Annotated in this window: 21 protein-coding genes and 2 pseudogenes; 11 read left to right on the top strand and 12 right to left on the bottom strand. The window is 69.4% G+C overall.

The annotated features are described in order from the left end of the window. Positions 1-14: 14 nt before the first annotated feature. Positions 15-1451, top strand: coding sequence for an MFS transporter (locus tag ACRXBZ_RS39870; protein WP_433883481.1), 1437 nt, complete (start codon positions 15-17; stop codon positions 1449-1451). Positions 1452-1545: 94 nt separating this feature from the next. On the opposite strand, the gene ACRXBZ_RS39865 is transcribed toward ACRXBZ_RS39870, so the two are convergent. From ACRXBZ_RS39865 to ACRXBZ_RS39850, 4 genes are all read right to left on the bottom strand, one after another. Further along, positions 1546-1749 carry a cold-shock protein gene (locus tag ACRXBZ_RS39865; protein ID WP_168588610.1) on the bottom strand — a complete coding sequence of 68 codons (204 nt, stop codon included), beginning with the start codon at positions 1747-1749 and terminating at the stop codon, positions 1546-1548. A 431-nt stretch (positions 1750-2180) separates the two neighbouring features. Next, a complete protein-coding gene (locus ACRXBZ_RS39860; RefSeq protein WP_433883480.1) occupies positions 2181-2405 on the bottom strand; it encodes an FCD domain-containing protein in 225 nt (74 codons plus the stop codon). Between the two features lie 199 nt (positions 2406-2604). Further along, entirely contained in the window at positions 2605-3225 is a 621-nt protein-coding gene (locus ACRXBZ_RS39855; protein ID WP_190814117.1) for an L-threonylcarbamoyladenylate synthase, read from the bottom strand. Between the two features lie 181 nt (positions 3226-3406). Next, positions 3407-3652, bottom strand: coding sequence for an SHOCT domain-containing protein (locus tag ACRXBZ_RS39850; protein ID WP_433883479.1), 246 nt, complete (start codon positions 3650-3652; stop codon positions 3407-3409). A 259-nt stretch (positions 3653-3911) separates the two neighbouring features. Between ACRXBZ_RS39850 and ACRXBZ_RS39845 the strand changes: the two genes are divergently transcribed. Beyond that, the gene (locus tag ACRXBZ_RS39845; RefSeq protein WP_433883478.1) at positions 3912-4922 is read left to right on the top strand and encodes an NAD(P)-dependent oxidoreductase; all 1011 of its coding nucleotides are present in this window, start codon (positions 3912-3914) and stop codon (positions 4920-4922) included. Next, positions 4919-5929 (top strand): DUF1015 family protein, encoded by a 1011-nt coding sequence (locus ACRXBZ_RS39840; RefSeq protein ID WP_433883477.1) that lies wholly within the window; start codon positions 4919-4921, stop codon positions 5927-5929. The genes ACRXBZ_RS39845 and ACRXBZ_RS39840 overlap by 4 nt, the downstream gene beginning before the upstream one ends. A gap of 154 nt (positions 5930-6083) precedes the next feature. Here the strand turns inward: ACRXBZ_RS39840 and ACRXBZ_RS39835 are convergent, their stop codons facing one another. Beyond that, positions 6084-7025, bottom strand: coding sequence for a LysR family transcriptional regulator (locus ACRXBZ_RS39835; RefSeq protein WP_433883476.1), 942 nt, complete (start codon positions 7023-7025; stop codon positions 6084-6086). Between the two features lie 130 nt (positions 7026-7155). On the opposite strand from ACRXBZ_RS39835, the gene ACRXBZ_RS39830 reads away from it, so the two are divergent. Both ACRXBZ_RS39830 and ACRXBZ_RS39825 read left to right on the top strand, forming a co-directional pair. Continuing rightward, the gene (locus tag ACRXBZ_RS39830) at positions 7156-8412 is read left to right on the top strand and encodes an aromatic ring-hydroxylating dioxygenase subunit alpha (protein WP_433883475.1); all 1257 of its coding nucleotides are present in this window, start codon (positions 7156-7158) and stop codon (positions 8410-8412) included. Further along, positions 8409-9482 (top strand): FAD-binding oxidoreductase, encoded by a 1074-nt coding sequence (locus tag ACRXBZ_RS39825; RefSeq protein WP_433883474.1) that lies wholly within the window; start codon positions 8409-8411, stop codon positions 9480-9482. The genes ACRXBZ_RS39830 and ACRXBZ_RS39825 overlap by 4 nt, the downstream gene beginning before the upstream one ends. 87 nt (positions 9483-9569) lie before the next feature. Here ACRXBZ_RS39825 and ACRXBZ_RS39820 read toward each other — a convergent pair whose 3' ends face one another. From ACRXBZ_RS39820 to ACRXBZ_RS39810, 3 genes are all read right to left on the bottom strand, one after another. Next, positions 9570-9953: a TraR/DksA family transcriptional regulator gene (locus ACRXBZ_RS39820; protein WP_168588604.1), complete on the bottom strand. Its 384-nt coding sequence runs from the start codon at positions 9951-9953 to the stop codon at positions 9570-9572. Positions 9954-10216: 263 nt separating this feature from the next. Next, a complete protein-coding gene (locus tag ACRXBZ_RS39815) occupies positions 10217-10903 on the bottom strand; it encodes a TIGR04282 family arsenosugar biosynthesis glycosyltransferase (RefSeq protein ID WP_433884112.1) in 687 nt (228 codons plus the stop codon). Beyond that, positions 10897-11541, bottom strand: coding sequence for a glycosyltransferase family 2 protein (locus ACRXBZ_RS39810; RefSeq protein WP_433884111.1), 645 nt, complete (start codon positions 11539-11541; stop codon positions 10897-10899). Before ACRXBZ_RS39810 ends, ACRXBZ_RS39815 begins: the two co-directional genes overlap by 7 nt. A 116-nt stretch (positions 11542-11657) precedes the next feature. On the opposite strand from ACRXBZ_RS39810, the gene ACRXBZ_RS39805 reads away from it, so the two are divergent. Continuing rightward, the gene (locus tag ACRXBZ_RS39805; protein WP_433883473.1) at positions 11658-13019 is read left to right on the top strand and encodes a hypothetical protein; all 1362 of its coding nucleotides are present in this window, start codon (positions 11658-11660) and stop codon (positions 13017-13019) included. Between the two features lie 52 nt (positions 13020-13071). Continuing rightward, positions 13072-13194: pseudogene (locus tag ACRXBZ_RS39800) on the top strand (sensor histidine kinase); the annotation flags it as partial. Here ACRXBZ_RS39800 and ACRXBZ_RS39795 read toward each other — a convergent pair. Beyond that, on the bottom strand, positions 13156-14220 hold the full coding sequence (locus tag ACRXBZ_RS39795) for an NAD-dependent epimerase/dehydratase family protein (RefSeq protein WP_433883472.1): 1065 nt from the start codon (positions 14218-14220) through the stop codon (positions 13156-13158). The pseudogene ACRXBZ_RS39800 and the gene ACRXBZ_RS39795 overlap by 39 nt on opposite strands. Before the next feature lie 137 nt (positions 14221-14357). Between ACRXBZ_RS39795 and ACRXBZ_RS39790 the strand changes: the two genes are divergently transcribed. The 4 genes from ACRXBZ_RS39790 (at position 14358) to ACRXBZ_RS39775 (ending at position 18241) form a co-directional block, all read left to right on the top strand. Then, on the top strand, positions 14358-15878 hold the full coding sequence (locus ACRXBZ_RS39790) for a molybdopterin-dependent oxidoreductase (RefSeq protein WP_433883471.1): 1521 nt from the start codon (positions 14358-14360) through the stop codon (positions 15876-15878). 681 nt (positions 15879-16559) lie between these two features. Further along, positions 16560-16868 (top strand): hypothetical protein, encoded by a 309-nt coding sequence (locus ACRXBZ_RS39785; protein WP_168588600.1) that lies wholly within the window; start codon positions 16560-16562, stop codon positions 16866-16868. A 201-nt stretch (positions 16869-17069) separates the two neighbouring features. Next, positions 17070-17915 carry an endonuclease/exonuclease/phosphatase family protein gene (locus ACRXBZ_RS39780; protein ID WP_433883470.1) on the top strand — a complete coding sequence of 282 codons (846 nt, stop codon included), beginning with the start codon at positions 17070-17072 and terminating at the stop codon, positions 17913-17915. Between the two features lie 80 nt (positions 17916-17995). Beyond that, positions 17996-18241, top strand: a complete 246-nt coding sequence (locus ACRXBZ_RS39775; RefSeq protein WP_433883469.1) for a hypothetical protein — start codon at positions 17996-17998, stop codon at positions 18239-18241. 191 nt (positions 18242-18432) lie between these two features. On the opposite strand, the gene ACRXBZ_RS39770 is transcribed toward ACRXBZ_RS39775, so the two are convergent. The 3 genes and pseudogenes from ACRXBZ_RS39770 to ACRXBZ_RS39760 form a co-directional block, all read right to left on the bottom strand. Further along, positions 18433-19476 (bottom strand): 2,3-butanediol dehydrogenase, encoded by a 1044-nt coding sequence (locus ACRXBZ_RS39770; protein ID WP_433883468.1) that lies wholly within the window; start codon positions 19474-19476, stop codon positions 18433-18435. A gap of 179 nt (positions 19477-19655) precedes the next feature. Next, the gene (locus ACRXBZ_RS42210; protein WP_490885435.1) at positions 19656-20150 is read right to left on the bottom strand and encodes a phosphotransferase; all 495 of its coding nucleotides are present in this window, start codon (positions 20148-20150) and stop codon (positions 19656-19658) included. A 13-nt stretch (positions 20151-20163) separates the two neighbouring features. Beyond that, positions 20164-20967 (bottom strand): annotated as a pseudogene (locus ACRXBZ_RS39760) (alpha/beta fold hydrolase). Between the last annotated feature and the right edge of the window lie 124 nt (positions 20968-21091).

Here is a 21091-nt window from a genome sequence, read left to right as displayed (position 1 = left end):
CCAGGATCGGCCCGATGCCTCGAACGACGCACGAATCCCCTTCTCAAAAAGACAGCAACGCTGAAGACCTGTTGCGATCGACGGACCCCAAGCCCGAGTTACCGGGCAAGTTCGTCACCCCGATCGCCCTCGGCACGATCCTGCAACCGCTGAACTCGTCAATGATCGCGGTCGCGCTGGTCGGCATCCGTTCCCACTTCGACGCGGGCACCTCGGTGACCTGGCTGGTCTCGGCGCTCTACCTGGCCACCGCCGTCGCCGCCCCCGCGATGGGCCGCATCGCCGACGTGCTCGGCCCGCGCCGCACCAGCCTCGCCGGAATCGTCTTGGTCGGCGCCACTTCGGCGGTGGCGCCGTTCGCGCCGAACGTCGCGACGCTCGTGGTCTGCCGCATCCTCATCGGCATCGGCACCGCGGCCCAGTACCCGTGCGGCGTCGCGATGATCCGCCGCGCCGCCGACCGGCTTCGCTCCCGGCCGAACAACACTCTCGCCGCGCTCGCCATCTGCTCGCAGGTCACCGCCGCGCTCGGGCCCTCCCTCGGCGGGCTGCTCGTCGGCGGGTTCGGCTGGGCCGGGGTGTTCTGGATCAACGTGCCGCTGGCGGTGTTCGGCGGCGCGGTGATCATGCGGTGGGGCCCGGCGGATGCGCCGGCACGAGGTCACAGCAGCGGGCGGCTGAAGTCGCTCGCGCGGGTCGACCCGGTCGGCATGCTGCTCTTCGCCGTCTCGATCACCACGCTGATGTTCTGGCTGCTGTCGTTGGCCGCGACCCCGGTGTGGTGGTGGCTGGCCGTCGCGGTCCCGGCCGTCGCGCTGACCGCCTGGTGGGGCCTGCGAGCCCGCGACCCGTTCCTGGACATGCGCCTGCTGGCGCGGGGCGGGTTGTCGTTGACCTACGTCCGGACGATCGTGACCTACACGGCCTTCTACTGCGTCTTCTACGGTCTGCCGCAGTGGCTGGAGGAAGCCAGGGGGCTGGGACCGGTCGGAACCGGCCTGGTGGTGCTGCCGATCGCGGCCGTCGGCGCGGTGTCCACGCTGCTGGCCACCCGGCTGCAGCGCAAGCAAGGGCCGCGAGCGGCGTTGCTCGTCGGGACGGCCGCGCTGTGCGTCGGCGGGCTGCTGCTGACGGTGCCGGATGCCGGCTCACCGATCCTGCTGCTGCTCGTGGTCTCCGCGATGCTGGGGTTGCCCAACGGGTTCAACAACATGGGCAACCAGGGCGCGATGTACGCCGCCGCCCCGGCCGAGCGCATGGGCGCGGCATCCGGGCTCTACCGCACCTCGCAGTACGTCGGCGCGAACCTCGCCGCCGCGCTCCTGGCGCTGGTGATCGGCGGGCACGCCGACGATGCCGGCCTGCATCGGATGGGACTGGCGATCTCGATCATCGCGGGCGCGCTGCTCGCCGCCTCGCTGTTCGGCCTGCTCCGCCGCCGACGCGCCTGAACACGGGCGAAGGCCCCGCACCTGGTGGGGTGCGGGGCCTTCGCGAGCTTAGGGGCCGGCCCGGGATCCCGGTACCGGCCGGGCAACCCGAAACTCAGACGAGTCGGACGTCGCTGGCCTGCGGGCCCTTCGGGCCCTGGGTGACCTCGTAGGTGACCTTCTGGTCTTCGTCGAGGCTGCGGAAACCGCGAGCGTCGATCGCCGAGTAGTGGACGAAGACGTCCGCGCCACCGTCGTCAGGCGCGATGAAGCCGAAGCCCTTTTCCGAGTTGAACCACTTCACGGTTCCCTGTGCCATGTCTCTCTCCTTCTGGGAGCCGGTACTACTACAGGCACTCACACTGCGTGACCGCCTGGGTCGCGGATCTCGAACGGCGACTTCTCCAGCTACAACCAGATAGCAGCACGCTCGCATCACCATCCTGCGAGTGCGCGCGAACACGACCCCAGAAAAATACGACCGTCGTAGACACTACACGGTCGGCGGCGATCATGTCGTGCTGGATCGCCCGGCGTGTCGCACGATCGAGGGTACTTCGCCACCGGCGCCGGGACCGCCGCGGTTCTGGTGTTTCGCGTGTTCCGCGTGTTCTTGATGGGGCTCTGGAGAAAAGGGAAAGGGCACCGCCGGGCGAATCTTTCGCGCGAAGGTGCCCTTCAACCGGTGAATCCGACGGGGTCAGTTGCTGGGCCAGCCCGACCGGGCGGTCCGGGCGGCGTGCGCGGCGGTCATGGCGATCCCCCGCGCCGCTCGGTCGCGTGCAGGCTGCGGGCGAACTCGGCCACCCGGATCTGCCGCACGCTGGTGAGGTGGTAGGCCATGATCTCGCGCGCCCGGACCGGGTCGCGGTCGCGCAATGCGGCCACCGGTTCGTGGTGCTGCTGCTGGCCTTTCGAGATCTCCGCCAAGTCGTGCACCTTCATCAGCGGGTTGAAGATCTTCTGCACGTCCATCAGCGGTTGATCATCCGGATCAGCGTCCGGTTGCTTTCGTCGCTGCAATCCTCGATCGCGGATGTGTACACGTCAAAGGTGTATACGTTCCACGATGTGAACGTCACCAACGTCGGATGCGAACGCATCCACTGTTCAGAGCAATGAAAAACGGCTCCTACTGGACGTCGGGAGCCGTGCACTCGTGGTGTTCGGGGCGTTACTCGAAGCGAGAGGTGTCGCCCGCGCCGCGGCGGATGATCTCCGGCTCGGGGCCGGAGAAGTCGATGACGGTGGTGGGCTCGGTGCCGCATTCGCCGGAGTCGATCACGGCGTCCAGGACGTGGTCGAGCTCGTCCTTGATCTGCCAGCCCTGTGTCATCGGCTCCTCCTCGCCGGGCAGCAGCAGCGTGCTGGACAGCATCGGCTCGCCGAGCTCGGCCAGCAGCGCCTGCACGACGACGTGGTCCGGGATGCGCACGCCCACGGTCTTCTTCTTCGGGTGCATCAACCGGCGCGGCACTTCCTTGGTGGCGGGCAGGATGAACGTGTAGCTGCCCGGCGTCGACGCCTTGATCGCTCGGAACACCGCGTTGTTGATGATCACGAACTGCCCCAGCTGCGCGAAGTTCTGGCACACCAGGGTGAAGTGGTGGCGGTCGTCGAGGTGCCGGACGGACCGGATCCGGTCTATGCCGTCCTTGTTGCCCAGCTGGGCACCGAGCGCGAAGCACGAGTCCGTCGGGTACGCGATGAGCCCGTTGTCGCGGACGATGTCCACCACCTGGTTGATCGCGCGCCGCTGCGGGTTCTCCGGATGCACGTCGAAGTACTTCGCCATGCACCGAGCTTAGGATCACTCGCAAGCCGGGGACCACCGGCATGGCGGATTCGATCGACTGGCGGGAATGCGACGTCGATGTGGTTCGCCGACCGGCCGCCGATCGCGTCCAGTCCGCCCTGAATCCCCTTGGCCGGCAATGCGCTCGGCCGCCGGAAACCACTTCCGGCGGCCCTCGGGATCAATCCAGCTCGTTGAGTCGCTCGCGGTACTCGTCGGAGCTGATCTCGCCCCGGGCGAAGCGCTCGGACAAGATCTCCTTCGCCCGCTCGACACCGGAGCGGTGCCGGCCGCGAACCGCCAGCCAGATCACCGTGGCGATCAGGGCGGCGATCAACAGCAGGAAGAACAACCCGAAGATCCAGCCCGGGCCGCCGTGCGCTCCGTGCCAGCCGGGACCCCACTGCGCCAAGAACTCGGTCAACATCACTACCACCTCCGAAGCCGGATCCACTTGCTGCTCAAGCTTCGGTTCGGCGACCCCGGATGTCGTCGGTCGGCGAGCGGCAATTGGTCTACCGCGCTCGACGTAGTGCGCGTACGCAGGACTACGTGCGCATCACCGCGGCGCGAGGCCTTCGGTCGGGTGTTGACTGCACTCCGGCCCGACCGCCACCATTGCGCCATACGCAGCACGGTGCGCAATGAGCAACAGTTCCGGGACGCCAGCTGGTTGGGAGTTACCGATGAGGATCCTGCTCGCCGATGCCTTCCCCGCTGCTCACCTGGCCGAGCTGACCGAACTGGGCCACGACTGCGACTACCGGCCGGACGCCACGACCGATCAGCTCGCCGAGCGGCTCACCGGATGCGAGGCACTGGTGGTCCGCAGCACCCGTGTCCCCGCCTCTGCGCTCGACGGCGCCGACGCGCTGCGGCTTGTCATCAGGGCCGGATCCGGCACCAACACGATCGACTGCGAGGCCGCGTCCAGGCTCGGGATCCACGTGTGCAACGTGCCCGGGCGCAACGCGGTCGCGGTGGCCGAGCTCGCCTTCGCCCTGCTGCTCGCGTTGGATCGCAGCATCTGCGACAACGTCGCAGACCTGCGGGCGGGGCGCTGGGACAAGAAGCGGTACTCGCGCGCACGGGGAATCCTCGGCCGCCGGGTCGGCGTCATCGGACTGGGCCAGATCGGGCTGGCGTTCGCCGAACGCGCGGCCGCATTCGGGATGGAGGTGCACGCCGTGGCCAAACCCGGGCGCTCGCAGGAGACCCTGGACCGCGCCAGTTCGATCGGCGTGCACTTCGTCGACGACCTGCACACCCTCGCGCGGACCTGCGACGTCCTTTCGCTGCACGTGCCTGCGACCGACGACACCCGGCACCTGATCGACGCCGGGCTGCTCGCCCAGGTGCGGCCGGGCACGATCATCCTGAACACCTCCCGCGGCGATCTCGTCGACGAGGACGCGCTCATCGAAGCCATGGAGGACAAGGACATCCGCGCCGGTCTCGACGTCTACGCGGACGAGCCCGCGACGAGCACGGGGCACCTCGAGTCCAGGCTCGCCAAGCACCCGAACGTCTACGGCACCCATCACATCGGGGCCTCCACCGAGCAGGCGCAACAGGCAGTCGCCGCGGAAGTGGTGCGGATGGTGGAGGCCTTCGCCTCGGGCAGGATGCTGCACTGCGTGAACCTCGACTACGTGCGTTTCCCGCAGCCCGCAACGCATTTCGGCGACGGCTCATGAGCACCACCCGGCAGGGCGCATCGGAGACCACCGGGATCACCGCACGGCCGCCGCGCGTGCTGTTGCACGGGAGCGCGCTGTCCGAACCGGCGGTCGTGGTGTACCGGTTGGAGAGCGATCGGCACCGGCAGACCGGGGTCGTGGTCGAGGTCTCGATCGACGACTACCGGCAGGGCCGGATCCGCCGCCACGAAGCAGCCCAACCGTCCCGCGTGCGGGAACTCGACGAGCAGACCGAGACCACGGGGATCGAGCGGATGCCCGTGATGCTGGTCCACAGAGGACATCTGCACGCCCGGATCGCCGAGATCACCGCCGATGTTCCCACCGCACGCCTGACCGGCGGCGGCGTCACCCACACCGTCTGGGTCCGGCGCGACGAGACCTGCGCGCGGGCGCTGTGCGATGAGATCGGCCGCATCGGCGACCTCTACATCGCCGACGGCCACCACCGGATGCTGGCCGCAGAGCGCTACGCCGCACGGCACGGCCACCTCGGTCCCGACCACCCCAGCGCCTTCACCCTCGCTGCGCTGTTCCCCAGCGACGAGATGCGCATCCTGGGGTACCACCGCTGTTTCGCGCTGACGCCGGGCACGTCCACCCGGGATGTGCTGGATCGCCTCGCCGACCACCCGCTGACCGCGCGGATCGAGGAATCCCCTGCAGCGCAGACGGAATCCGGCGTGGTGGCGGTCGGTCTCGGCGACCGGTGGTACCGGCTGCGGCTGCGCACCGCGGGAGTCCTCGACGCCTTCGCCGTCGAGCAAGACCTCCTGCCGAAGCTGCACGACCTCGTGGACCACCAGATCGAGGCGATGCCGCACTTGCACCACGCCGTGGAAACCTGCTGGTGCAGCAACGAGAACGCGCTCCGGCTGATCCCGCACCCACCGACGGTCGACCAGGTGATGGCGACCTCGGACGCGGGCCGGCCGATGCCGCCGAAGTCCACCTGGTTCGACCCGAAACCCGCCCCGGACCTGTTCCGCCGCCCGCTCACCTGACCAGGCGCGTGCGAAACGGGCGGTGAACCCCGCGAGACGAGCCGGAACACCCCTACACCTGCGGCGGAAACCGCACTACGATCACGCGTCGGCCGGCGTCGATGGCCACCCCTACGAGTGATCGTGGCATGAGCTCCGGGACCCCGCCTCACCATCAAAGCGGCGAGTTCGCCTCCGCCGCCGGGACGACGGGCAGGATCCCGGCCGCGGTCTTGGTGATCGCCTCGTGCGCACGGGCGATCGTGGGGTTGTCCCGGCCGCCCGACCGGGTGACGGCGAGGATCCGGCGGGCAGGGGCGGGCTCCCCGTGCAGGCGGATGCGCGCGACCGGCCAGTCGCGGTGCAGCCGGGCCAGCCGGGGCACCAAGATGACGCCGAAACCGTGGGCGACCATGGCAGTGCCGGTGTCCCATTCGTCCGCGTAATGTGCGATGTCCGGGCTGAAGCCCGCCGCCATGCACGCGATGATCACCAGGTGGTGGTAGGTGCTGTCCGGGCGGCCCACGATCCACGACTCGTTCGCGGCGTCTGCCAACGTCACAACCGGGCGAGCCGCCAACGGGTGACCCGCGGGCGTGACCAGGTCGAGCGGGTCGTCGAGCAGCGGCAGCTGGTCGAAGCGCGAGTCCGACAGCGGCGGAGTGTCGGCGGTGACGATCACCAGAGCGAGATCGGCATCGCCTGCGAGCAGCAGGTCGAAGCAGCGGGCCGGCTCGGCTTCGATCAGCCGCACGCGCAGGTTCGGGAAGCTGTCGCGCAGTTCGGCGGCCGCAGGTGGCAGCAGATGCGTTGCAGCGGTGGAGAAACCGCACAGCGTGAACGATCCGCCGGGCTCGTCGGCGACTGCCGCCAGATCGGCTTGGGCGCGCTCCCACTGCGCGAAGAGCAGCGCGGCGTGGTCCAGCAGCGCCCGGGCGGCCGACGTCAGCCGAATCCTGCGACCCTGCGGCACCACCAGCTCCACGCCGAGCTCGGCCGACAGCTGACGGAGCTGGTACGAGACGGCCGAAGGCGTGTAGTGCAGCGCGCGAGCCGCAGCCGTGACGGTGCCGTGCTTGGCGACGAGCTGCAGCACCCGGAGCCGATTGTCAATCATGCAAGCAGTTTGCACGATTCTTTGCATGAACGTTTGATTGTCCGCTGGCCGTTCGAGCCCCACGCTTGCGGTGTGCCGGTCTCCGGCAGCGCGTGCTCTTCAATCCGAACGGAATTCGTGAGGAGTAGAAGTGACTGCACTCCCAGACATCGCGGCAACACCGGCGGAACTGATCGATCGCCGGGCCGTCGGGCGCAGCCTGGAAGCACCGTTCTACACCAGTCCGGAGTTCTTCGACCTCGACGTCGCGGCGATCTTCGCCGAGCACTGGATCTTCGTGGCGACCGAGGCCGAACTCCCCGAACCCGGCGACTACGTCACCATCGCGCTCGGGCCGTACTCGATCGTCGTCGTGCGCGACGACGACGAGAACCTCCGGTCGTTTCACAACATCTGCCGGCACCGCGGCGCACGGATCCTGGAGCAGGAACGCGGATCGGTCGGGAACATCGTCTGCGGATACCACAAGTGGACCTACGGCACCGACGGCACGCTGCTGCACGCGCCGTCCCAGCCGCAGGGCTTCGACCCCAGCTGCTTCGGCCTCAAGCCGGTGCACGTCCGCAGCGTCGCCGGGCTCGTGTTCGTCTGCCTCGCAGAACAGCCGCCTAGCGACTTCCCCGACATCGCCGCGCGAATCGAGCCCTACCTGCTGCCGCACCAGTTGCGCGGCGCAAAGGTCGCGGCGCAGGTCGACCTCGTCGAGGAGGGCAACTGGAAGCTGGTGATGGAGAACAACCGGGAGTGCTACCACTGCGACGGCCATCCCGAGCTGCTGCGCTCCTTCTTCCCGACCTACGGCTACACCGAGGAAAACCTCCCGCCGCGGCTTCGCCCCGTGCACGAGCGCTACCTGCGGGTGGACGCCGAGCTGCGCCAGACCTGCCAGCGCCTCGGGCTGCCGTACGAGCTGATCGAGGAACTGGACACCCGCGCCACCGGGTTCCGGATCCAGCGTGACGCGCTCAACCTCGCCGGTGAATCCTTCACCGCGGACGGCAAAGCCGCGTGCCGACCGCTGCTCGGCGACTTCCCGACGCCCCGCCTCGGCCACCTGGCGCTGCACCTGCAGCCCAACTCCTGGTTCCACTTCGTCAGCGACCACGCGATCACCTTCGCGGTGCTACCGCTGGCCGCGGACCGGACGCTGCTGCGCACCACCTGGCTGGTGCACCCGGATGCGGAGGCCGGCGTGGACTACGACCCGGACGAGCTCCTCGCGGTCTGGACGGCCACGAACGAGCAGGATGCGGAGCTCGTCGCCCGAGCGCAGCGCGGGGTCGGCAGCCCGGCGTACGAGCCCGGGCCATACGCCCCCACCGAGTACCAGGTCGAGGCGTTCTGCAACTGGTACATTACCCGCCTCCGAGCGCACCTGACGCGATGAACGGCGCGCCAGCCTTCCGGTCCCTGGCCGGCCACCGCGACTGGGATGACGCGGCGGATCAGCAGCTGGTCTGCAAGCAGGTCCAGCAGATCACCAGCGACGTCGCAACGTTCGTCCTCGAACCCGCCGAGCCCCGGCTGTTCCGCCACGACCCGGGGCAGCACCTCGTCGTCGCGGTCGAGATCGACGGGCGGGAGATCGAGCGGTGCTACACGATCTCCTCCCCACCGACGCGTCCGCACCTCGTGGCGATCACCGTGAAGCGGGTTCCCGGCGGGCCCGTCTCGAACTGGCTGCACGACCACATGACACCCGGCGCGGTGCTGCGGGCGCGGGGACCGCTCGGCGAGTTCTCGATGGTCCGCCACCCGGCGGACAAGTACCTCTTTCTCTCCGGCGGCAGCGGCGTGACTCCCCTCATGTCGATGACCAGGACGCTGCACGACCTGGCGTCCCCGGTCGACGTGGTTTTCGCGCACAGCGCCCGCACCCCGGATGACATCGTCTTCCGGCAGGAGTTGGCGTTCTTGGCGGCGACCTCGGAGCGGATCCGCGTCAGCCACATCTGCGAGGCAGACGGGCCGACCGAGCGGTGGGACGGGCATCGCGGGCGCCTGACCACCGACGTGCTGCGGCAGATCGCCCCGGACTTCCTCGACCGCGAAGCGTTCGTCTGCGGCCCGGCCGGATACATGAAAGCCGTGCGGCTGATGCTCGCCGAAGCCGGTTTCCCCATGGACCACTACCACCAGGAGAGCTTCACGATCACCCCGCCCGAGCCGGTGCGTGCGGTGCCCGGTGTGGACGAATCCTTCTCGGTGGAGCTCGCCCGCAGCGGGCTGACCATCGAGTGCGCCGCCGGCACGTCCGTGCTCGACGCCGCCGCGCGGTCGGGCATCAGCCTGCCGTCGTCCTGCGGGCAGGGCATGTGCGGCACCTGCAAAGCGACGCTGCTCAAGGGCTCCGTCGACATGCAGCACAACGGGGGCATCCGCCCCCGCGACCGAGCCGAGCAGAAGATCCTCCTCTGCTGCTCCAAACCGTTGGAGGACCTGGTCATCGACGCCTGAGGACCGCCGGTTCCGCCCTGCTCCGGACCCGTGAGCACTCCGCCGCACCTTCTACCGTCCTGCCGTCGCGAGCTCGGGTTGACGTGTTCAGCGGCGGGTTGCGCAAGCAATGCAGGTCGTCGCCGCAGGTAGCGCCTCCAAGCGCTCCGGCGCGATGGGCTTCCCGCAGCGCTGGCAGCTGCCGTAGGTGCCCTTGTCCAGCCGCGCAGTGGCCCGCTCCAGCTCGTCGAGCTCCCGCCGGACGTCCGCGAGCAGGCCCTGCACCTGGGCCCGCTCGTACGCGAGGGTCGCACCCTCGGGGTCGTGCTCGTCATCGGTGCCGGTCCACGTCGACACCTCGCCGATGGACTCCAGGTGGCGTTCCAAGGCCTCGATGCGCGCCATCGCACCGGCGCGCTCCTCGGCCAGCAATTCCCTCGCCGTCCGCGGTTCGAGCGGGGACGGCGCGTCCTGCGGCACCCGCTTGCTCATAACGAAGTGAACGCCGCCACTCGGTCGGCTATTCCGCCGGTTCACGCGTTTCCCGGGAGTCGATTACCGCGTCCGCCGACCGCAGGATCCGCACGTCGGCGTCGTCGTCCGTGTTGTTGGCGGCTGCAGCAACGAAGCGATCATCGCATCCAGCCTGCTCGCGCGATTGGCTGAGGTCATGCGCCGTACCGGTTGATCATCAACGCCCGCACGGGTGGCGTCTACATTGTCCCGGATACACCGGCACGGCCGTTCTCCCCGCGTTACCCGTCGGCGACGTTCCGGTACGTCGACGGGGCCGGCAAGCTCGCGACGAATCGCGAATTCGGCACCAGACCCGCGACGCGGACCGCGTCCTCCATGGTGTCCACATCGGTCAGCCGCGGCAGTGCGGCCACGCGCAGACCTGCGGCACGCAGCGTGGCCAAGGTTCGCACACCTGTGTCGGAACGAGACGTGGGAACCCCGCGCAGGAGTTGCGCATCGGCGGCCGACCGGAACCCCGCCACCCACCAGCCGCCATCTTCGGCCGGGCCGAGCGCCGCGTCCGCGCTGTCGAGCGCTTCGCACGCCGCGGCGAGCAGCTCGGGTGTCACCTGCGGCGTGTCCATCCCGATCTGCACGATCGAAAAGCCGGGATGCGCGGCGGCGGTGTCGGCGTGCGCGGCGGCCAACCGCGCGGGGAAACGATCGCCACGTTGACCGAGCACCGTCCATCCGCGCAGCGCGTTGCGCAGCTCAGCCGAACAGGTGGCCTCCGCCAGATCCCCGGCCAGGGCGACTACTGGTCGGACGCCGGGAGTGCGCCGCACAGCGTCCACTGTGTCCAACAGGCTCGCGGCGGCTATGCGGGCCGCTTCGGCATGCGTCGCAGGCGGGCACAACCGGGTCTTGACCAGGCCCGGCACGGGAGCCTTCGCCACCACGAGGAGCGCGGTCGGGCTCACCAGAGCACCCCGGCCATGTCGCGGACCGCGCGGACCGTGCCAAGCACCGAGCCGGATACCTTCGACCGGGTTCCCGACGCGCGGGGCCGGTACACGACGTCCAGTTCCCGCACTCGCCAGTCCGCCTCCCCCGCCTTGCACAGCAGTTCGAGCGGGTATCCGAAGGCGCGGTCGGCTACCGCCAGCCGCAGCAGGTCGGTTCGCCTGGCGGCACGAATCGGGGCGATGTCGTGGACCGGCAAGCCCCGACGCCGCAGCAACCCGGCGATCACCGCGTTGCCCACCCTCGCATGCCACGGCCAGGCCTCGGCCGACACCGGAACCCGCCGCCCGACCGCCAGTTCCGCATTCCCCTGACGCACCAGAGCGACCAGCGACGGCAGCACACCCGGGTCCAACGAGCCGTCGCAGTCCAGGAAGCAGACGAATTCCGCGGTCGCCGCCATCAACCCGGCGTGCACGGCGTAGCCGTAACCGCGCCGGGGCTCCCGAACCACGACCGCACCGTGCGCCGCCGCGACCTCTGCGGAGCTATCGGTGGAACCGTTGTCCACCACCAGCGGCCGGAAGCCGGGGGGCATAGCAGCAAGCACTCCGGGCAGCGCGGCCGCTTCGTCCAAGCACGGCAGCACGACGTCCACATCGTCCACGGCAACCAGTGAAACCCAGAGCGGACGACTCGGAAACTCAAGCCAGGCTTAAGGAATCATTGCGTCCGAGAAGTTCTTACGATGTTCTGACGGACCGCACCGCCGAGTTGGCCGACAGGCCCGGCGGGATTACCTTCGCAGTGGTGCGGCTCCTCCCCCAGCGCCCCGGAATCCAGTCGGCGCGCGCCGATCTGATCGCGTTCGTCGTCGCAGTCGCCGGCACCGCGGCTGCCGCGGTGGCCGGTGCCCTGCTCAACGATGCGGGCGTTCCGCTGCACGCAGACGCGGCACCGCTGTTCGGGTTCTGGCTACCCCGCATCGGTCCTGGCACACCTCTCGCGGTGGCCACTGCGGGCGTCGTCATCGCTTGGGGACCGCCGCTGGCCGCGCGCCTGCCCTGGAGCAGTCTGCTGGCGGCCGGATACCTCGCCGCGCTGTGCTGGACGTTCTCGCTGGCGCTGATCGACGGCTGGCAGGACGGCATCGCCGGACGACTCACCGACTGGACCGAGTACCTGCACGACGTCCCGCGAGTCACCGACATCGGTGCGATGCTCGGTTCCTTCACCGAACACATCCTGGCCGGACGGCCTGATTCCTGGACGGTGCACGTCTCCGGACACCCGCCGGGAGTCCCGCTGTGCTACGTGTGGCTGGACCGGATCGGCCTCGGCGGCGGCGCGTGGGCCGCGGTCGTGACAGTGCTGGTCGGCACGCTCGCGGTGGTCGCGGTACCGGTCACCGTGCGGGCCCTGGCCGGGGCGACAGCGGCGCGGGCCGTCGTGCCGTTCGCGGTCTTGTTCCCGGGCGCGGTGTGGGCCGGGGTTTCCGCCGACTGGATGTTCGCCGGCATCGTGGCCACCGGAGTGGCGCTGCTGGCCGTCGCGTCCGTCCGGACCGGTCCGGGTGCCTGGGCGACTGCGGTGTTCGCCGGTGTCCTGCTCGGATTCGGGCTGTTCGTGAACTACGGCCTGGTGCTGATGTTCCCGCTCGTGTGCGTGGTGCTGCTGCGGAAACGTGGGATTCGTGCGGTGCTCCTCGCGTCGGTGGGTACCGCTGGTGTCGTCGCCGCGTTCGCGCTCCACGGGTTCTGGTGGCTCGACGGCTACCACCTGGTCATCCAGCGCTACCAGCAGGGAGATTTCGCTCAGCGACCGTACGGTTACTGGGTAGGCGGCAACCTTGCCGCGCTGCTGATTTCGGCTGGCCCGCTGGCGGCAGTGGCCGTCCGGCGCGCCATCCTGGACCGGGGCGCCGCGGCGTGGCTGGTGTTGGCCGCCGCGGTGGCGGTCCTGGCTGCCGACGTCTCGGGGCTGAGCAAGGCCGAAGTGGAGCGGATCTGGCTGCCGTTCGCGGTGTGGTTCGCTGTCGGGGCCGCGCTCCTGCCCGCCCGGCACCACCGCTGGTGGCTGGCCGGGCAGGCGCTGACCGCGCTGGCTGTGAACCACCTGATCGCGACGAATTGGTGAGCGGATGGAGCACGAGGCCGAGGCGGGACGAGGCGGGCGCCGGGCTCGGCCTGCGATCGCACGAGGTCTGGTGCAGGCGCACCACGGCACGATCGCCGCCCGCAACGACGGGCCCGGCTGCCGCTTCGAGGTCCGGCTACCGCTCGCCCCCGCCGAGCGCGGCGGAATGGCGTAGCGGGGCGTTCGCGAAAGCCTCCACGCCCTCGGCGAAATCGACCGACGCCCGGAATCCCAGTACCCGCGCCGCCTTCGCTGGATCGGCGACAATGTGGCGCACGTCGTTGGGCCGCGCACCGCCCACGACGCGCGGTGCTGGCCCGCCGCAGGCCCGCGCGAGCTCGGCCGCGAGTTCGCCGATCGTGTGCGGCCGACCGGAGCAGATGTTGAGCGCGTCCGGACCGCCTGTCGGCGGCTCGGTTTCCACCGCCGCCACGTTGGCCGCGGCGACGTCGGCGACGTGCACAAAGTCCCGCCGCTGGCGGCCGTCTTCCAGCACGACCGGAGCTTCGCCGTCGTGCAGGGCCGAGCGGAATAGCGATGCGACGCCCGCGTACGGCGTTCCGCTGGGCATCCACGGCCCGTAGACGTTGTGGTAGCGCAGGGCCCACACGCCGCCACCGGTCTGCCGGGCCCATGCCGCCGCGAGGTGTTCCTGGGCGAGCTTGGTCGCGGCGTAGGTGCTGCGCGGGTCGAGCGCCGCGTCCTCCGGCACCAGTTCGGGCTCCAGCGGCGTACCGCAGGCAGTGCATCGCGGCTCGAACTGCCCGGCGGCGATGTCGTCCGCGCGTCGCGGAGCGGGCCGGACCAGCGCGTGCCGCGGGCAGCGGTAGCGCCCCTCCCCGTAGACGACCATCGAAGAAGCCAGCACCAGGCGACGCACCCCTGCATCGCACATCGCGGCGAGCAGCACCGCGGTGCCGAAATCGTTATGCGAGGCGTAGTCGGGCATGTCGGACGGGTCGACGCCGTGGCCGACCATCGCGGCCTGGTGGCACACGACGTCCACCCCATCGAGCAGCCCGCGCACCACGTCGAACTCCCGTACGTCGCCGCGCACCAACCGGTGGCGCGACCGGGGCTCGATCCCGTGCGCCTGAGGCAGGAACGCGTCGAGCAGCACGACATCGTGCCCGCGGTCGACTGCTGCGTCGGCGACGGCCGATCCGATGAACCCGGCCCCGCCGGTTACCAGAATTCGCACGCCCCGAAGGTAAGTGCGATCGGCGCCGACCGGCTCGCCGAGCGCCTCGACGTCATCGTTCCGTCAGATCTTGCCGTTGTCTTACGACGCCTTTCGGCCGGTCGCAAATGCGGGCCGGGGGGCGTCGAATGGGAAGCATGACCTCGGTACCGATTCCACGGCTGCGCGCCGCCGTGGCCGGCCTGCTCGCCGCGGGCGCCGCGCTTGGCGCGGGACAGCTCGCGGCAGGACTGGCCGGCGGCCCGGCACCGTTCGTTGCGGTGGGCGGCGCGCTCATCGACCTGACACCCAACCCGGTGAAGGAACTCGCGATCTCGCTGTTCGGCACCGCCGACAAGCTGGCGCTGCAGACCGGAATGGTGCTCGTGATCGCGCTGCTGGCAGCGGTCGCCGGGCTGCTGTCCCGGCGGCGCTGGTGGCCGGGGGCGATCGTGATCGGCCTGTTCGGGCTCATCGGAGTGGCCGCCGCGATGTCCCGCCCCGGCGACGGCGTGGCGGCAGCGCTGACGGCATTGGTGGTCGGGGTCGTCGTGTTCTGGTTGCTGCACCACACCGCGGGAATGGCCGGTGAAGCCCCGGCCGAGGTGGACGCGGGCCGTCGGCGGTTCCTGATCACCTCGTCGCTGGTGGTGCTCGCCGCGGGCGCGGCCGGAATCGTCGGCGGGTTCCTGCAACGGGGCGCGGGCGTGATCTCCTCGCAGCTCGCGGCAGCCGCCCGCATCCCGAAGGTCCCAGTGCCGCCCATCCCGCCCGGCGCCGACTTCGTCGCCTCCGGCACACCGACGTTCCTGACCTCGAACCGGGACTTCTACCGGATCGACACCGCGCTGGTGGTGCCGCAGGTCCGCGCCGAGGACTGGCGGCTCCGGCTGCACGGCCTGGTGCGACGGGAACTGGTGCTGAGCTACGACGAACTGCTGCAGCGCCGGGTCGAAGCCCGCACGATCACGATCACCTGCGTGTCCAACGAGGTCGGCGGCGGGCTGATCTCCACGGCCACGTTCGCCGGCGTGCCGGTGCGTGATCTCCTGCTGGAGGCCGGGGTTCAGCCGGGTGCGCAGCAGCTGTTCACCACCAGCGCCGACGGCTACACCGCAGGCACGCCGCTGGACGTCCTGCTCGAACCGGACCGGGGCGCGCTGCTCGCCGTCAGCATGAACGGCGACCCGCTGCCCACCGAGCACGGTTTTCCGGTCCGCATGGTCGTTCCCGGGCTGTACGGCTACGTGTCGGCGACCAAATGGCTGGTCGACGCCGAGGTCACCACCTTCGACCGGCAGCACTACTGGGAGCGGCGGGGGTGGGCCCGGCAAGCGCCGATCAAGACCGAGTCCCGCATCGACCGACCGCGGGCAGGGTCGGTGGTGCCCGCCGGGCCGGTCACGGTGGCCGGCATCGCCTGGGCCCAGCACACCGGCATCGACCGGGTCGAGGTCCGCGCCGACGGCGGCCGGTGGCAACCCGCCGAACTCGCCACCGACGTGAGCCGGGACACCTGGCGGATGTGGCGCGCCACCCTGGACCTCCCGCCCGGTGGTCACGTCGTGGAATGCCGCGCCACCGACCGGACCGGAAGGACGCAGCCGCCGGAGCGCCGCCCGGTCGTCCCGGACGGGGCAACCGGCTGGCACGCCGTGGAGTTCACCTGCACCAGTTGACCCGCTGTCCCAGGAGCTCCCGGGGCAGCGCTGAGCCGGCGGACGCCAAGCTCCTCATCACCGACTGAGCCGCGGCTCACCGCCGTAGTTCGACGCTGGTTCAGCAGCACATCGCATCCGCTCGGTGGCCGTTGATCAGGTCGGCAGTGGCCAGGTCAAAGCTGCCGACCACGCTCCGTTGCCGCCTGGTCGCGACGGTGCTGGTGCGCTGTGGCCTCGATTGTCGACACGTCTTCCGCGCCGTTTTTCGGGTTCAGCGCTCGATGAGCCGATTTCACCCCGTCGCCGGGTTCTTCTCATGTCCTGGCGGTTGGCCGGAAACATTGCATGAACCGAATTTCGGCGCGGGGTTCGCTCATTCTCGGTAATCTACTGATGGTTTGTATCGTGCTGATCCTGAACGTCTTGGCACTTTTCCTGAAGGTCGACCTCTCGGTTTATCGAGGACAGGCGGGCGGCGGTTGTGTTGGTGTCCGAAATTCGATACGCGCGTGCGCGGGCCGATCTGGTTGATTACGTTTCGATGTCACCCTGCGGTGGAAGTCAGTCATTCCACTGGCAGATATTGGCCGTCGTCGATTCGTGTCAACCTTTTACCGTTCCGGGAACCTCCGGAACGAACGCCTTTGCAGCATATTTTGGCGGAAATGTTTCCCTTCAACGGGGAAAGGGAGTGCAGTCATGCCCAGCATTCGTATCGGGGCAGGGTCGACGCAGCCAGGATCCGGTTGGCAGGAACACGGAAACGGTGTCACGCTGCTCGTCGACACCACCAGCGCGAAATTCACGGAAACGCCCACTTATACGATCTCGTTGAGCGGCCCCGGCGGGAACATGTGGATCGCCGGCGGCGGCGCCGCTTCGGTCTACTCGCCGACCGCAACCAGTTTCAAGGTCTACATCCTGCGGTCGGACGGTCAGAAGCTCAGCGTTTCCGACGTAATCAACAACTGGCAGTGGTACATCAACTGGATTGGTGTCCAGGAGTGAAATAAGGACTTCCCTCCCCGGGGCTTCAGCCCCGGGGAGCACTAACACGCACCGAACCAAGCCCGGCGACCGACATGCGCTTCCTCGGCAGCGGACGGCGAAACTCCGTCACGACTCCGACCACGATGTCACGCACTCGCTAGGTATCGGCGAGGCGAAGTCCACGACACCGTCATCGGGGGCTCGTATGCTGCCGGAGTTGTGACCGCTTCTCGCCGGACCAATGTCGTGATCGCCCTCGCCACCGCCGTGATCGCGCTACTGCCGCAGGCGGCGCAGGCGGCACCCGGCCACGACCTCGACGTCCTCGACTTCAACATTCACACCGGGATCGGGACCGACGGACGGCTCGACCTGGCGCGCACCGCGGACGTGATCACCCGCAACGGGGCGGACGTGGTCGGCCTGCAGGAGGTCGACGTGCACTGGTCGGCGCGCAGCGGCTACGCCGACCAGGCCGAGCAGCTGGCCCGGCTGACCGGGATGCACGCGTTCTTCGCGCCGATCTACGACCTGGACCCGGAGTCCGGGCACACCGAGCGCCGCCGGTACGGCGTCGCGGTGCTCAGCCGGTTCCCCATCATCCGCACCGAGAACCACTGGATCACCCGGCTTTCCACGGTTGACCCCGCTCCGGTGCCGAAGCCGATGCCGGGCTTCGCCGAGGCAGTCCTCGCCACCCCAGGGGGCCCGACGCACGTCTACGCGACCCACCTCGACTACCGGCCCGACCCGGCTGTCCGGCGGACCCAGGCCGACGAGACGATCCGCATCCTGGACCAGGACCCGCCCGGCTCCCGGCAGCTCCTGCTCGGCGACTTCAACGCCGGCCCCGGCGCCCCCGAGCTGGCACCGCTGCTGGGCCGCATGCGGGACGGCTGGGCCGCCGCGAACGGACCGGACGGCGGCCTGACCTACCCCGCATCGGCGCCGCAGAACCGGATCGACTATGTGGCCTTCGCCGGACAGTTGCGCGCAACCCGCGCCGGAGTACCCGACACGCGAGCGTCGGACCACCGACCCGTGGTCGTGACCATCACGAGATAGGTCTTTCCGCCCTGTCCGACCGGCCGCACCGCTGGAACACTCGGCGAACGCCGATGACGTCGGGAGGGGGTTTGGGGGACATGCCCGACGTGCGTGTAGAGCTCAACAACCGGGAACGCGCCACCCTGCGGGCGGTCGCCGCAGGCCGCGTTCGAATCACCTACAGCTGCGAGCCGGACCTGTACATCGATGGCATGGCGTTCTGCGACCAGCAGACCGCCCATTGGCTCGTGCACCAAGGTCTCGTACGCCCGGCCGTGCCCGGCGAGCCAGGAGACGTGGTGGCCGCCGAGCTCACCGAGCCGGGGGCCGAACAACTCGACTGACCGCAAGCCGTCACTGCGCGATGGCCGGTGGCTCCCGCGTGAGCGCGTGGAGCAGTTCGACGGTGCGCTTGGCCGCCGGGTGGTCGGCATGCTGACCAGAAGGCCGCGCTGCGCAACGTCGTCGGCATGATCGCGATCTGGCTCGGCTGCCTCGTCGCCTGGTGGCTAAGAACGACCCATCGGGCGGGGGCTCACGGATCGACCAGGACCTTCATCTTCCGGCCGGCGCGCAGCGCCGCGAAGCCCTCCTCGACGACCTGGTCGATCGGGACGTGGGTGACCCATCCGGTGGTGTCGTAGTGGCCGCGGGCCATCAGGTCGATCACCGCACGGTAGTCGTCGGAGGTGTAGCACAGCGAGCCCTGCACCATGGCCTCGCGCATGACGAGTTCAAGCAGGTTCGTGGTCAGCGGATGCTCGTAGATCGCCACCGCGATCAGCCGCTTGCGGGCACCCAGGCAGGAAAGCCCAGCAGCCACACTGCTTTCCACGCCCGCAGCGTCGAACGCAGCGTCGACACCCCGCCCTCCGGTGCGCTGCAGGACGTGCCGCACCGGGTCGGTCGCGGTCGGATCGATCACGTCGGTGGCGCCCAACGTGGAGATGGCGTCGCGGCGCACCGGCGATGGTTCGACGATGGTGATGTCCTCGACGCCCACCCCACGCAGGGCGAACCAGGCACCGATGCCGATCGGCCCAGCGCCGAAGACCACGGCGGTGTCCCCGTCGCGCGCCTCGCTGAGGCGCACCGCGTGGTAGGCCACCGACATCGGCTCGACCAGCGCGCCGAGCTCCGGGCTGATCGACTCCGGGAGCCGGTGCGCCATAGCTGCGGGCACCACGGTGTACTCGGCCATGCCACCGGAGGCCATCAGCCCGTGGAAGCCGATCTGCTGGCAGATGTTGTAGTACCCGCTGCGGCACGGCGGGCACTCGCCGCAGCGGTACACCGGCTCGATCGCCACGTGGTCACCGACGGAGATGTCCTGGACGCCCTCCCCCACCTCCACGACCGTCCCGGCGAACTCGTGCCCCAACGTCAGCGGCAGCTGCTGCCCGGTCAGCGGATGCGGTTCGGTCGGCACGAAGATCGGCCCCGCGTAGTACTCGTGCAGGTCGCTCCCGCAGATCCCGTTGTGCTCGACTTTCACCTTGACCTGCCCGTACGAGCACGAGGGCTCCGCCACGTCCTGCACTACGACGTCCTCGCGGCCTCGGTACACAGCTGCACGCATGTCTCCTCCAGAAGGCTCCGTTGCCGCCCCTCTAGAAGGCTCCGTGGCCTCTCCTCCAGCACACTCCGTCCGCGCTGCCCGGGCAACCGTTGCAAGACGTTCGGGTCACTGCCGACGACGCTCGCCTGGTCGGCTGCAGTGCTACGAGGGCGTCGACCGGGCCCGCCGGGTGTTCCGGCTCACCCCCAGGTCAGCGGGTCGAGGTGCAGGTAGAACCGTCTCCGGTCCTCGTCGAGCTCGATCCCGTACCGCCGGGCGAAGGCCTCGTCCGCGACACGGGCTTCGGCTTCGCCCGGCCAGGTTTCCCGGGCGTTGGCGAGCAGCAGCGAGATGTCGGCGTACGGGTCGGCCGTGCCGAGCCGGCCGAGGTCGGTGAAGCCCGCGACGTCCAGCGTGTCCGGGTCGAGGATGATGTTGGGCAGGCACAGGTCTCTGTGGCAAACAACGGATTCCGCAGCCTCCTGCTCGATGCGCTGGTCTCCAGGTACGCCGCGCCGACCGCCCGCTCGGCCGGCGTCTCCTCGGCGAGGGCGCCGTAGGCCACGGGGCCACCCACTCCGATGAGCCCAGCAGCCAGCACCGCGGCGGGCAGGCGAACAGGCGACTTGATCATCCGGGTCTCTCCATCCACAGTGGATACACGTGTCCGCAGGAGAATATCGACCCGGATGCATCCACGCACCGCGACTACTCGACCCCCGCGAGGAAGGTCTCGATGCTGGTGGCGAGGGCGATCGGGGTTTCGTCGATCGCGTAGTGGCCCGCGTTGCGCAGCACCTCTATCTCGCAGCTCGGATACCACTGCTCGAATGTCGCGCGCATCCTCGACTCGCCGAGCGCCGGATCGTGCTCGCCGACGATGACCTTGACCGGCAGTTCGCTGCCCTGGATCTCGCCGTGGAAGTCGGACTTGCCCCACGCCACCAGGTAGTCGCCGAAGGCCTGCGGATCGGAGGTGTCCAGCGAGTGGCGCACCACCGCGTCCAGCCACACCCCGGTCAGCCGGTTGCCGGTCGTGAAGTCGACGATGGCCCGGCGGTTCCCGGCTTCGGTGACCGCACCGGAGAACAACGCCCAGCCGTCTTCGTCCAACTCCCCGCCGCTGGCCGGCACCGGCGAAACCCCCACCAGGGCCCGAACCCGTTCAGGTGCATCCGCCAGGACGCGCTGCATCACCGCACCGCCCATCGAGTGGCCGACCAGCGAGAATCGGTCGAAGCCGAATTCGTCGGCGAGCGCGAGCACGTCCCCGGCGGCCTCTTCCAGGGTGTGCGAACCGGGTTCGGCGATCCTAGAGCCGTATCCGCGGTAGTCCGGGAAGACGTACCGGAAACGAGCGCCGTCCAGGTACGGCTGCAACGGCCGCTAAGCGGCCCCGGAGCCGAACCAACCGTGCAAAGCGATGACCGGGTGATCCCCGTGACCGACTTCTTCGAGCCCAGCAGGCACTTCCCACCTCCAACACCGATGTTCCCCAGCAATAACCAGCATGGCGCACCGGTCAACCTCGGGTGGGCGGATCCCGAGCTGGGAAAACAGCGTATCCCGTCCACGTAAGTCGCAGAACGACCAGGCTCACCCCACTTTGTCAATCACCAAAACGGGGTCGCAACGA

The sequence above is a fragment of the Saccharopolyspora hattusasensis genome, assembly GCF_050972075.1.
GTDB classification, from domain to species: domain Bacteria; phylum Actinomycetota; class Actinomycetes; order Mycobacteriales; family Pseudonocardiaceae; genus Saccharopolyspora; species Saccharopolyspora hattusasensis.
The sequence above is the reverse complement of the archived record's forward strand: the minus strand, read 5'-3'. Positions and strand labels throughout refer to the sequence as shown.

Bases quoted from the DNA above. Each gene is read 5' to 3' on its own strand.
- ACRXBZ_RS39870 (WP_433883481.1), top strand. From the start codon at position 15: ATGCCTCGAACGACGCACGAATCCCCTTCTCAAAAAGACAGCAACGCT.
- ACRXBZ_RS39820 (WP_168588604.1), bottom strand. From the start codon at position 9,953: ATGAGCAAGCGGGTGCCGCAGGACGCGCCGTCCCCGCTCGAACCGCGG.
- ACRXBZ_RS39790 (WP_433883471.1), top strand. From the start codon at position 14,358: ATGACCTCGGTACCGATTCCACGGCTGCGCGCCGCCGTGGCCGGCCTG.
- ACRXBZ_RS39865 (WP_168588610.1), bottom strand. From the start codon at position 1,749: ATGGCACAGGGAACCGTGAAGTGGTTCAACTCGGAAAAGGGCTTCGGC.
- ACRXBZ_RS39770 (WP_433883468.1), bottom strand. From the start codon at position 19,476: ATGCGTGCAGCTGTGTACCGAGGCCGCGAGGACGTCGTAGTGCAGGAC.
- ACRXBZ_RS39855 (WP_190814117.1), bottom strand. From the start codon at position 3,225: ATGGCGAAGTACTTCGACGTGCATCCGGAGAACCCGCAGCGGCGCGCG.
- ACRXBZ_RS39775 (WP_433883469.1), top strand. From the start codon at position 17,996: ATGCCCGACGTGCGTGTAGAGCTCAACAACCGGGAACGCGCCACCCTG.
- ACRXBZ_RS42210 (WP_490885435.1), bottom strand. From the start codon at position 20,150: ATGCATCCGGGTCGATATTCTCCTGCGGACACGTGTATCCACTGTGGA.
- ACRXBZ_RS39860 (WP_433883480.1), bottom strand. From the start codon at position 2,405: ATGGACGTGCAGAAGATCTTCAACCCGCTGATGAAGGTGCACGACTTG.
- ACRXBZ_RS39825 (WP_433883474.1), top strand. From the start codon at position 8,409: ATGAACGGCGCGCCAGCCTTCCGGTCCCTGGCCGGCCACCGCGACTGG.
- ACRXBZ_RS39785 (WP_168588600.1), top strand. From the start codon at position 16,560: ATGCCCAGCATTCGTATCGGGGCAGGGTCGACGCAGCCAGGATCCGGT.
- ACRXBZ_RS39845 (WP_433883478.1), top strand. From the start codon at position 3,912: ATGAGGATCCTGCTCGCCGATGCCTTCCCCGCTGCTCACCTGGCCGAG.
- ACRXBZ_RS39850 (WP_433883479.1), bottom strand. From the start codon at position 3,652: ATGTTGACCGAGTTCTTGGCGCAGTGGGGTCCCGGCTGGCACGGAGCG.
- ACRXBZ_RS39840 (WP_433883477.1), top strand. From the start codon at position 4,919: ATGAGCACCACCCGGCAGGGCGCATCGGAGACCACCGGGATCACCGCA.
- ACRXBZ_RS39835 (WP_433883476.1), bottom strand. From the start codon at position 7,025: ATGATTGACAATCGGCTCCGGGTGCTGCAGCTCGTCGCCAAGCACGGC.